The sequence below is a fragment of the Streptomyces acidicola genome (genome assembly GCF_009377235.1).
Lineage (GTDB): Bacteria > Actinomycetota > Actinomycetes > Streptomycetales > Streptomycetaceae > Streptomyces > Streptomyces acidicola.
The window spans coordinates 24,593-34,036 of sequence record NZ_VMNX01000091.1 but is presented as its reverse complement, the minus strand read 5'-3'; the positions used below and the strand labels follow the sequence as shown (position 1 = coordinate 34,036).

General features: G+C 70.6%; 8 protein-coding genes and 1 pseudogene. 7 read left to right on the top strand and 2 right to left on the bottom strand.

What is annotated here, in order from left to right; genetic code table 11:
• A pseudogene (locus FPZ41_RS23285) lies at nucleotides 1-406 on the bottom strand (hypothetical protein); the annotation flags it as partial.
• A 243-nt stretch (nucleotides 407-649) separates the two neighbouring features.
• Here FPZ41_RS23285 and FPZ41_RS23280 point away from each other — a divergent pair.
• The 3 genes from FPZ41_RS23280 to hutH all read left to right on the top strand — a co-directional run bounded on the left by FPZ41_RS23280 (nucleotide 650) and on the right by hutH (nucleotide 4,392).
• Nucleotides 650-1,456, top strand: a complete 807-nt coding sequence (locus FPZ41_RS23280; RefSeq protein WP_152865568.1) for an enoyl-CoA hydratase/isomerase family protein — start codon at nucleotides 650-652, stop codon at nucleotides 1,454-1,456.
• A gap of 59 nt (nucleotides 1,457-1,515) precedes the next feature.
• Nucleotides 1,516-2,664, top strand: a complete 1,149-nt coding sequence (locus FPZ41_RS23275; protein WP_152865565.1) for a GGDEF domain-containing protein — start codon at nucleotides 1,516-1,518, stop codon at nucleotides 2,662-2,664.
• A 138-nt stretch (nucleotides 2,665-2,802) separates the two neighbouring features.
• The gene (hutH, locus tag FPZ41_RS23270; protein WP_152865562.1) at nucleotides 2,803-4,392 is read left to right on the top strand and encodes a histidine ammonia-lyase; all 1,590 of its coding nucleotides are present in this window, start codon (nucleotides 2,803-2,805) and stop codon (nucleotides 4,390-4,392) included.
• 110 nt (nucleotides 4,393-4,502) lie between these two features.
• Here the strand turns inward: hutH and FPZ41_RS23265 are convergent, their stop codons facing one another.
• Nucleotides 4,503-4,886 (bottom strand): LPXTG cell wall anchor domain-containing protein, encoded by a 384-nt coding sequence (locus FPZ41_RS23265; protein ID WP_322620605.1) that lies wholly within the window; start codon nucleotides 4,884-4,886, stop codon nucleotides 4,503-4,505.
• A 109-nt stretch (nucleotides 4,887-4,995) separates the two neighbouring features.
• Here FPZ41_RS23265 and FPZ41_RS23260 point away from each other — a divergent pair, with 109 nt between their 5' ends.
• From FPZ41_RS23260 to FPZ41_RS23245, 4 genes are all read left to right on the top strand, one after another.
• Entirely contained in the window at nucleotides 4,996-5,340 is a 345-nt protein-coding gene (locus tag FPZ41_RS23260; protein WP_131563213.1) for a hypothetical protein, read from the top strand.
• Between the two features lie 267 nt (nucleotides 5,341-5,607).
• A complete protein-coding gene (locus FPZ41_RS23255) occupies nucleotides 5,608-6,876 on the top strand; it encodes a L,D-transpeptidase (protein WP_194236188.1) in 1,269 nt (422 codons plus the stop codon).
• Between the two features lie 194 nt (nucleotides 6,877-7,070).
• Nucleotides 7,071-8,552, top strand: a complete 1,482-nt coding sequence (locus FPZ41_RS23250) for an ABC transporter permease (protein WP_152865556.1) — start codon at nucleotides 7,071-7,073, stop codon at nucleotides 8,550-8,552.
• A gap of 39 nt (nucleotides 8,553-8,591) precedes the next feature.
• Entirely contained in the window at nucleotides 8,592-9,287 is a 696-nt protein-coding gene (locus tag FPZ41_RS23245) for an ABC transporter ATP-binding protein (RefSeq protein ID WP_152865553.1), read from the top strand.
• The last annotated feature ends 157 nt before the right edge of the window (nucleotides 9,288-9,444 follow it).

The following is a 9,444-nucleotide window of genomic DNA, read 5'->3' as shown; positions in this document are numbered from 1 at the left end:
GGGCCGTCGGGCCCGGTGACATGGCGCCGGACGACGGGGTCGCCCCCGTCGTCGTACGAGGGGACGGCCCGCTTCCGACGACGACGTGCGCGGTGGTCGTGCCGGGACCCGCGGACCCGGCCGGGGGCCGCGCGGCCTTCTTGGTCGCCGCCGTGTTGGTCGCCCCCTCCGAAACCCCGTCGGCGGCGGCCCTCGGCTCCGCCTCCGTGACCCCGGCGCCGCCTCCGCCGGCCGACTCGGGCACCAGCCGCACGAAACTGAGCGCTCCCGCCGCCAGGGCGAGCCCGCCCACCGCGAACAGCATCCGTCGTGGACGGGGCTTGCGGTGGCGCCCGCGGGTGGGCCGCGGGTGGAGGCGGAGGGAGAGGGCGTCGGCCTCGGGATCGGCTGTGGTTGCCCCGGTCACCCCGGTCACCCTGGTTGCCCTGACTGCCCTGCTCGTCCTCTGCGTCACGGCCGTTCCTCCTCGAAGCGCCCTGCGCCCCCGTTGCGCTGTGCGTGCGCACGCTATGCGCCCCTGCCGGACGCTGGGGCGGGAGTTGGGTGCGGTGTCACTCGAACGGGGTGGCCCATCCGTACTTCCCCGAGGTGGGGCCCGGCTGCGATGATCGGGGCAACGGAAGTTAACCCGCGTTAACCGGAGGGCGTCATGGTGGAGCAAGGGGACGAGCGGCGGTTCGGGGAGTACGTCGTCGTGCGGCGGCACGGTCACGTCGCGGAGCTCGTCCTCGACCGTCCCAAGGCCATGAACGCGGTCTCGACCGGCATGGCCCGCTCCATCGCCGGCGCCTGCGAGGCCCTGGCCGCCGACCGGGACGTCCGCGTGGTCGTGCTGACCTCCACCCATGAGCGGGCCTTCTGCGTGGGGGCCGACCTGAAGGAGCGGAACTCGTTCAGCGACGCCGACCTGGTGCGTCAGCGGCCCGTCGCGCGCGCCGCGTACACCGGCGTACTGGAGCTGCCCGTGCCCACCGTCGCCGCCGTGCACGGCTTCGCGCTGGGCGGAGGCTTCGAGCTGGCGCTGTCGTGCGACGTGATCGTGGCGGACCGTACGGCCGTGGTGGGGCTGCCCGAGGTGTCCGTGGGCGTGATCCCGGGCGGGGGAGGCACTCAGCTGCTGCCGCGCCGGGTCGGGGCCGCTCGCGCCGCCGAGCTGATCTTCACCGCGCGGCGCGTGGAGGCGGTCGAGGCGCGGGAGACGGGGCTGGTCGACCAGCTGGTGGACGAGGGGCAGGACCGTACGGAGGCGCTGGCGCTGGCCGCCCGGATGGCCGCCAACTCGCCTGTAGGTCTGCGCGCCGCCAAGCGTGCGCTGCGCCTCGGGCACGGGCTGGATCTGCGGGCGGGGCTGGAGGTCGAGGACGCGGCGTGGCGGTCGGTCGCGTTCTCGGGGGACCGGGCGGAGGGTGTGGCGGCGTTCAACGAGAAGCGGACGCCAAAGTGGCCGGGCGAGTAGACGTCATCAGACCGTCACCCAATCCTCCAAAACACCGCAAAACTACCTAGCCTGGAGTGATGGGTGAGGACAAGCGGTTGCGGGCCGTGGTGGCGCTGGCGCAGGCGATGGCGGCCGCGCAGACACCGCGCGAGTCGTGGCGGGCCGCGGCCGCGGGTGCGTGCCGTGCACTCGCCGGGAGCTTCGCCGCGCTGTCGGTGTGGGAACGCGACCTGGGCCGGCTGAAGGTGCTCGTGAACGTGGGGAAGAGGGCCCCGGACGAGGAGGAGTTCCCCGACGGCGAGTCCTACCCCGTGCACCAGTTCCCGGAGATCACGGAGTTCCTCCACGAGCGCTGGGCGGGCGGGGTCGGGCCCAGCGCGTGGGTCGAGACCGTCGAGGGCCCGGCCGGGCCCGGTACGGAGGGGTACTGCCACCAGCGCGTCGCCGCCCTGCGCCGGCGCGGCCGGGGCAGCTGTGTGATCGCCCCGGTCGTGCTGCACGGCCGCGCGTGGGGCGAGCTGTACGTGGCGCGTCCGGCGGGCGCGGAGGTGTTCCGTACGCGGGACGCGGAGTTCGCGACCGTGCTCGCGGCCGTCGTCGCGGCCGGGATCGCGCAGTCCGAGCGGCTGGAGGAGGCCCGCCGGCTGGCGTTCACCGACCCGCTGACAGGGCTCGCCAACCGCCGTGCCGTCGACGTCCGGCTCGGCGAGGCGGTGGAGCAGCACAAGGCCGACGGGACGGTCGTCAGCCTGGTGGTCTGCGATCTGAACGGGCTGAAACGGGTCAATGACACGCAAGGGCACGCGGTCGGTGACCGTCTGCTGGAGCGCTTCGGGTCGGTGCTGTCGCTGTGCGGGGCGATACTGCCGGGCATCCTGGCGGCGCGGCTCGGCGGCGACGAGTTCTGTCTGCTGGCGGTGGGCCCCCCGGCGGACGACGTGGTCAAGGTCGCCGGCGAACTCTGCCACCGGGCGGCGGGACTGGACCTCGGCGAGGGCGTCGCGTGCGGGGTGGCCTCGACGCAGGACCCGATCGGTCCCGTACGGTCGCCGCGCAGGCTGTTCCGTCTCGCGGACGCCGCGCAGTACCGGGCGAAGGCCGAGGGCTCGCTGGGACCGGTGGTGGCCGGCCGGGCGGGTCCGGGCGACCCGGTGGTCCGCCTCGCCGACCGGCCTCCGGCGGCCGACGCGGCGACGGGGGAGCGGCGCCGCATCCGCGGACGCTGAGCGGGCCCAGAACGGTGCAGAGCGGTTCCGGGCCTGTACCGAGCGGGTTCCGGGCCTGTGCCGAGTGGTCGGGCCGGTAAGGAGCTCCTCCCTCATTCGGTCGTGACATTCGGCGATTCAATCCCTACGATCCTGAATATGGATATGCATTCTGTGGACCCGGTGGTGCTCGGGACGTCCGGTGTCACCGCGGCCGACGTCGTCGCCGTGGCGCGTGGCGGCGCCCGGGTCGAGCTCTCCGAGGAGGCCGTGACGGCGCTCGCCGCGGCCCGCGGCATCGTGGACGCCCTCGCGGCCAAGCCGGACCCCGTCTACGGCGTCTCGACCGGCTTCGGCGCCCTCGCCACCCGGCACATCAGCCAGGAGCTGCGCGGCCGGCTCCAGCGCAACATCGTCCGCTCGCACGCCGCCGGCATGGGCCCGCGCGTGGAGCGCGAGGTGGTCCGGGCGCTGATGTTCCTGCGCCTGAAGACGGTCTGCTCCGGGCACACGGGTGTCAGGCCCGAGGTCGCGCAGACCATGGCGGACGTGCTGAACGCGGGCATCACCCCGGTCGTCCACGAGTACGGCTCGCTGGGCTGCTCCGGCGACCTCGCCCCGCTGTCCCACTGCGCCCTGACACTGATGGGCGAGGGGGAGGCCGAGGGTCCCGACGGTGCCGTACGGCCGGCCGGTGAGCTGCTCGCCGCCCACGGCATCGCCCCGGTCGAGCTGCGCGAGAAGGAGGGGCTCGCCCTCCTCAACGGCACGGACGGCATGCTCGGCATGCTGGTCATGGCCCTCGCCGACCTGGAGCTGCTCTACAAGTCCGCGGACGTCACGGCGGCCCTGACCCTGGAGGCCCTGCTCGGCACGGACAAGGTCCTCGCGCCCGAGCTGCACGCCATCCGCCCGCACCCCGGCCAGGCCGCCTCGGCCGCCAACATGCTCGCCGTCCTGAAGGGTTCGGGCCTGACCGGCCACCACCAGGAGGGCGCGCCCCGCGTCCAGGACGCCTACTCGGTGCGCTGCGCGCCGCAGGTCGCGGGCGCCGGCCGCGACACGATGGCCCACGCGCGCACGGTGGCCGAGCGGGAGCTGGCATCGGCGGTGGACAACCCGGTGGTGCTGCCTGGGGGCACCTCCCGCTCGAGCGAAGCCGAGAGTGGGGGAGGCCGTGTCGAGTCCAACGGGAACTTCCACGGCGCCCCCGTGGCCTACGTCCTCGACTTCCTCGCCATCGCGGCCGCCGACCTCGCCTCGATCGCGGAGCGCCGTACGGACCGCCTGCTCGACAAGAACCGCAGCCACGGGCTCCCGCCGTTCCTCGCGGACGACGCGGGCGTCGACTCCGGGCTGATGATCGCCCAGTACACGCAGGCGGCCCTGGTCAGCGAGATGAAACGGCTCGCCGTTCCGGCCTCCGCCGACTCCATCCCCTCCTCGGCCATGCAGGAGGACCATGTCTCGATGGGCTGGTCCGCGGCCCGCAAGCTGCGCGCGGCCGTCGACAACCTGACCCGTGTGCTCGCCGTCGAGTTGTACGCCGCCACGCGCGCCATCGAACTCCGTGAGGGACTGACCCCCGCCCCGGCCTCCCGGGCGGTCCTGGAGGCCGTTCGCAAGGCGGGCGTCGAGGGTCCGGGACCGGACCGCTTCCTCGCCCCCGACCTGGCGGCGGCCGACACCTTCGTCCGGCAGGGCCGCCTGGTTGCGGCGGTGGAGCCGGTGACGGGGCCGCTGGCCTGAGGGCGGTGACCTGAGGGTGGTGGACTGAGGGCGGTGGACTCGGGGGCCGCGGGCATGTGAGGGTGCGCGGCCCCCTTCACGCGCGGGGCAGCGGCTCCGTCACCCCCGAGTCAGGAGAGCGCCATACGTTCCCGTCGGACCGAGTACGCCACGAACCCCGCGCCCAGGCCGAGGAACACGGTGCCGCCGACGAGGTACGGCGTGGTGTTCACGCTGCCGGTGTCGGCGAGTTGGGTGCCCGGGCCCGTGGACCGGGACGAGTCCGAAGTGGTGACCGCGTCGGTGCCGGAGGTGGTGACCGCGTCGGTGGACGTCTCGGTCGTCGTGTCCGTGTTCATGGACGTCAGCGCTTGCTGCCCTGTTGCGTCCTCTGTTCCGTCCTGGGTCGCCTCCGCGGACGGGACGAACCACAGGGCCGTGAGGAGGGTTCCCGCGGCGGCGGCGGTCAGCAGCGTGCGGCGTGCGGTGGACGACGATCGACGTGCGGCGGACACGAAATATCGATCCCCTTGTGGAGCTGGCGAATTGGCCGTGTGGGGCGATGTTAGTGAAAATCGCGGGTCACGGGAAAGTCACGCGAGCTGTGAGCCTTACGCTCCGCCTATGAGTACTTCTGAGACATCACAGTTCATCCGCCTTCGGGTGGAATTGGTGGTCGAGATCGAGAGCGCCGACGCGCTGACCAAGGCCGCGCTGGACCGTATCGAGGCCGACGTCGACCTGGCGGCGGACGAGCGCGTGCACGCCGAGAGCGCGGTGACGCAGGACACATCGGAGGCACTCTCCTACCTCGTCGACCCGTTCGACCTGGTCAGTGAGGTGCCCGGGGTCGATCTGGCCCAGGCCTCCTGGAGCAGTGAGCACATCGACTACGACCCGGACTCGCCTGACTGGGACCTGGACGAGGATGATGTCGCCGAGGACGAAGAGGACGACCGGGTCCGCTGACCCGCGTGGGGTGAGAATCACAGCCCCGGGCGGCAACCGCGGCCCGGGGTTCTGTCGTCTCATGACGCGCACTGACCACCTGTCGTCGAACTCCCGTTGTCCGCCCGGAAGGCGGGAGTTCGGCAACAGGGTCCCAGCGCCAGACAGTCGGCCGGAGTGGACCGAAAGTGGCGTGCCCCACACATCCTCGGGATGTGGAACGGGAAGAACCGGTCGTGGCGTTTAAGTTCCTACGGGGATTCTCTGGGCTTTGGGGATTCGGCAACGATGGAGAAGCGTGTGATGACGAACAGTAAGCGGCGCAAGGGCCTCGCGGTCGCGTCCGCACTGCTCGGCGGGGTGCTGGTGCTCTCTGGGTGCGGCGGAGGCGACGACAGCAAGGCGTCGGACTCCGGCAACGGTGACACTTCGCAGGCCAAGGCCGACGAGGCGGCGGCAAAGAAGACCTCCGTCGCCGAAATCAAGATCACGCCGAAGGACGGCTCCGACAACGCGTCCATCAACAGCGCCGCCAAGGTCACCGTGGCCAAGGGCACGCTCACGTCCGTCGAGATGAAGACCGAGGACGGCACCGCCGTCGCCGGCGAGATATCCGCGGACAAGACGAGCTGGGCGCCTACCGGTCAGCTGGAGCGGGCGACCCAGTACAAGATCACGGCGACCGCCGAGGACTCCGAGGGCCGCGCGGCCCACGAGAACGCCACGTTCAACACCGTCTCCCCGGACAACAGCTTCCTCGGCTACTTCACGCCGGAGGACGGCTCCACGGTCGGCGTCGGCATGCCCGTCTCGATCAACTTCGACAAGGCGATCACGAACAAGGCCGCCGTGCAGAAGGGGATCACCGTCTCCTCCAGCTCCGGCCAGGAGGTCGTCGGCCACTGGTTCAGCCCGAACCGGCTCGACTTCCGGCCCGAGGAGTACTGGCAGGGGAACTCGACCGTCACGCTGAAGCTCGCGCTCGACGGCGTCGAGGGCGCCGACGGTGTGTACGGCGTGCAGGAGAAGACGGTCACGTTCAAGGTCGGCCGCAACCAGGTCTCGGTCGTCGACGCCCAGACCAAGCAGATGAAGGTCTCGCAGGACGGCAAGGTCATCAAGACCATCCCGATCTCCGCCGGTTCGCCCGAGAACAAGACGTACGAGGGCCAGATGGTGATCTCCGAGAAGTTCAAGGAGACCCGGATGAACGGCGCGACGGTCGGTTTCACGGACGACGACGGCAAGGGCGAGTACGACATCAAGGACGTGCCGCACGCCATGCGTCTGTCGACGTCCGGCACCTTCATCCACGGAAACTACTGGGGCGCCAAGTCGATCTTCGGCAGCGTGAACACCAGCCACGGGTGTGTCGGTCTCTCGGACACCAAGGGCGCGAACGACCCGAACACACCGGGTGCCTGGTTCTTCAAGAACTCGATGGTCGGTGACGTCGTCGTGGTCGAGAACACCGGCGACGCCACGATCAAGCCCGACAACGGCCTGAACGGCTGGAACATGGACTGGGCTTCCTGGAAGGCGGGTTCGGCGGTCTGAGCCCCGCGCTCCGGCGAGGCTGACCATCTGACCTTCCTGAACTTCTCTACGACGGCGGCACGGCCCCTGGGGGGCCGTGCCGCCGTCGTTGTCGTTGTCGTCGTTGACGTCGGGTCCGGACCGGGCACGGGCTTCTCATCCAGCTCTTATGGCGGGCTTATTCGTTCATCACGGGGCGTCCCTAGCTTGCCGCCATGTTCTTCACCTACTTGAGGCGCGAACTGCGCCGCCGTAGAAAGGCGGCCCTCGTGGTCGCCTCCGGGCTCGCGTTGGGTATCGCCCTCGTCATCGTGGTCAGCTCCGTGTCCTCCGGGATGGAGAAGGCGCAGGGCAAGGTCCTCCAGTCGCTGTACGGGCTTGGCACGGACATGACCGTCACGAAGGCCGCTGAGGCCCAGTCAGGACAGAACCAGGGCCCCAGGTTCGAGTTCGACGCGCGGAACGACGACTCCGGCGGGGAGCAGAGCAGCGACCGGGTGATGGTCCGGGGCTTCCAGACCCTGGCCGCGTCCACCGTGAGCAAGGTCGGTGCGCAGCAAGGGGTTTCCGACGCCGTCGGAGGGCTCAGCCTGCAGGTCCTCAAGGTGAGCGGGGAGTTCCGGCAGGGTGAGTTCCAGCAGGAGCCGGGCCAGGGACAGTACGGCGGCGGGCAGCCCGGCGGCGGGGGCGGGGAGCCCCAGGGCCGCGTCCAGGGCGGTGGCGCCGACTTCCAGGTCGACAACTACTCCGTGTACGGCACGGACGTCACCAAGCCGGCTCTCGGCCCGCTGACCTCCTCGAAGATCACCAGCGGTCGTACGTTCAGGACCTCCGAGACCAACGCCGAGGTGGTCGTCGCCGACACGTCGTACGCCAAGGAGAAGAAGCTCGCCGTCGGTGACACCGTCACCATCAAGGGCACCAAGTTCGAGGTCATCGGCATCGCGACCCCGGACAGCGGGGACGCCGCCGCCAACCTCTACATCCCGCTGAAGCAGGCCCAGACCCTGAGCGACTCCAAGGACGAGGTCACCACGATCTACGTCAAGGCCTCGGACTCGCAGCAGATCGACTCCGTCAAGTCGACCATCCAGGAGAACATCCCGGGAACGACGGTCACCACCTCCGCCGATCTCGCCGACACCGTCTCCGGTTCCCTGTCCACGGCCTCCGACCTCGCTGCCAACGTGGGCAAGTGGCTTTCCCTCGCGGTGCTGGTGGCCGCGTTCCTCGTGGCCGGACTGCTCACCTCCGCGGCCGTCTCCCGCCGCGTACGGGAGTTCGGGACCCTCAAGGCGCTGGGCTGGACGTCCGGCCGGGTGACCCGGCAGGTCGTCGGTGAGGCCGTCGTCAACGGGCTCGTCGGCGGGGCGTTGGGCATCACGCTCGGCCTGGCGGGGGCGTACGTCGTGACCGCGATCAGCCCCACCCTTGAGGCGCAGGTGGGTGCCTCAGGCGGTGGAGCGGCCGGTCCTGGGGCCGGTCCCGGTGGCGGCGGTCCCGGCGGCATGAGCGGCGGCTTCCGGCGGCAGGCGGCCACCGAGGCCCTCAAGGTCGCGCTGACCGCCCCCGTCAGCCTCTCCACCATCGCCCTCGCGGTCGGCCTCGCCGTCACGGGTGGTCTCGTCGCGGGCGCCTTCGGCGGCTGGCGCGCCTCCCGGCTGCGCCCCGCCGACGCCCTGCGCCGCGTCGAGTAGTCGACACCCATCCCCCTCACGTATCCCAGGAGTTGCACGATGTACGAACTCAGAGGCGTCACGAAGCGCTACACGCGGGGCAAGCCCACTGTCCACGCGCTCGACGGCGTCGACCTCACCATCGGGGACGGGGACCGCCTCGTCATTCAGGGCCCCACGGGCGGCGGCAAGTCCACGCTCCTCCAGATGCTCGGCGGGCTCGACAAGCCCACCGAGGGCAGTGTCGAACTCGACGGCACGGACCTGGCGAAACTGTCCGAGGCCAAGCTCACCAGGGTGCGCAGCGAGAACATCGGATTCGTCTTCCAGAGCTTCAATCTGATTCCTACGCTCACGGCCCAGGAGAACGTCGAGACCGCGCTCGTCCCGCTCGGCGTGAAGACGGGGGAGCGGCGCGAACGGGCGGCTCAGGCGCTGGAGTCGGTCGGGCTCGGCGAGCGGCTCAGGCATCTGCCCTCGGAGATGTCCGGCGGGCAGCAGCAACGTGTGGCCATCGCGCGGGCGCTGGTCAAACGTCCGAAGGTGCTGCTCGCCGACGAACCCACCGGCAACCTCGACGAGTCCATGCGCGACGAGATCATGGACGTCCTGGAGCGCCTGTGGAAGGAGCACGGGCTCACCTTCGTCATGGTCACCCACGACTCGTCGATCGCGAAGAAGGCCCCACGCCTCGTGACGATCCGCAAGGGAAGGGTCACGGTGACGGAGCGCGATGCTCGGGGCGCTTTGTCGTAAGTGTCTGGCGGGTTGATTCGTCTTCCGGGCGTGGCCGTTCAATTCCAGCCGTAAGTGGAAGTAAACCGTCAACTGTTAACAACCGCCTCACTATTGAGCGTGCGTCAACCCCTCGGCATACTGCGTAATCCGGGGGGTGTACGCGCATGCGTGTACG

Excerpts from the sequence above, each read along its gene's own strand:
- FPZ41_RS23280 (WP_152865568.1), top strand. The coding sequence starts at position 650 with ATGGTGGAGCAAGGGGACGAGCGGCGGTTCGGGGAGTACGTCGTCGTG.
- hutH (WP_152865562.1), top strand. The coding sequence starts at position 2,803 with ATGGATATGCATTCTGTGGACCCGGTGGTGCTCGGGACGTCCGGTGTC.
- FPZ41_RS23245 (WP_152865553.1), top strand. The coding sequence starts at position 8,592 with ATGTACGAACTCAGAGGCGTCACGAAGCGCTACACGCGGGGCAAGCCC.
- FPZ41_RS23275 (WP_152865565.1), top strand. The coding sequence starts at position 1,516 with ATGGGTGAGGACAAGCGGTTGCGGGCCGTGGTGGCGCTGGCGCAGGCG.
- FPZ41_RS23255 (WP_194236188.1), top strand. The coding sequence starts at position 5,608 with ATGGAGAAGCGTGTGATGACGAACAGTAAGCGGCGCAAGGGCCTCGCG.
- FPZ41_RS23250 (WP_152865556.1), top strand. The coding sequence starts at position 7,071 with ATGTTCTTCACCTACTTGAGGCGCGAACTGCGCCGCCGTAGAAAGGCG.
- FPZ41_RS23260 (WP_131563213.1), top strand. The coding sequence starts at position 4,996 with ATGAGTACTTCTGAGACATCACAGTTCATCCGCCTTCGGGTGGAATTG.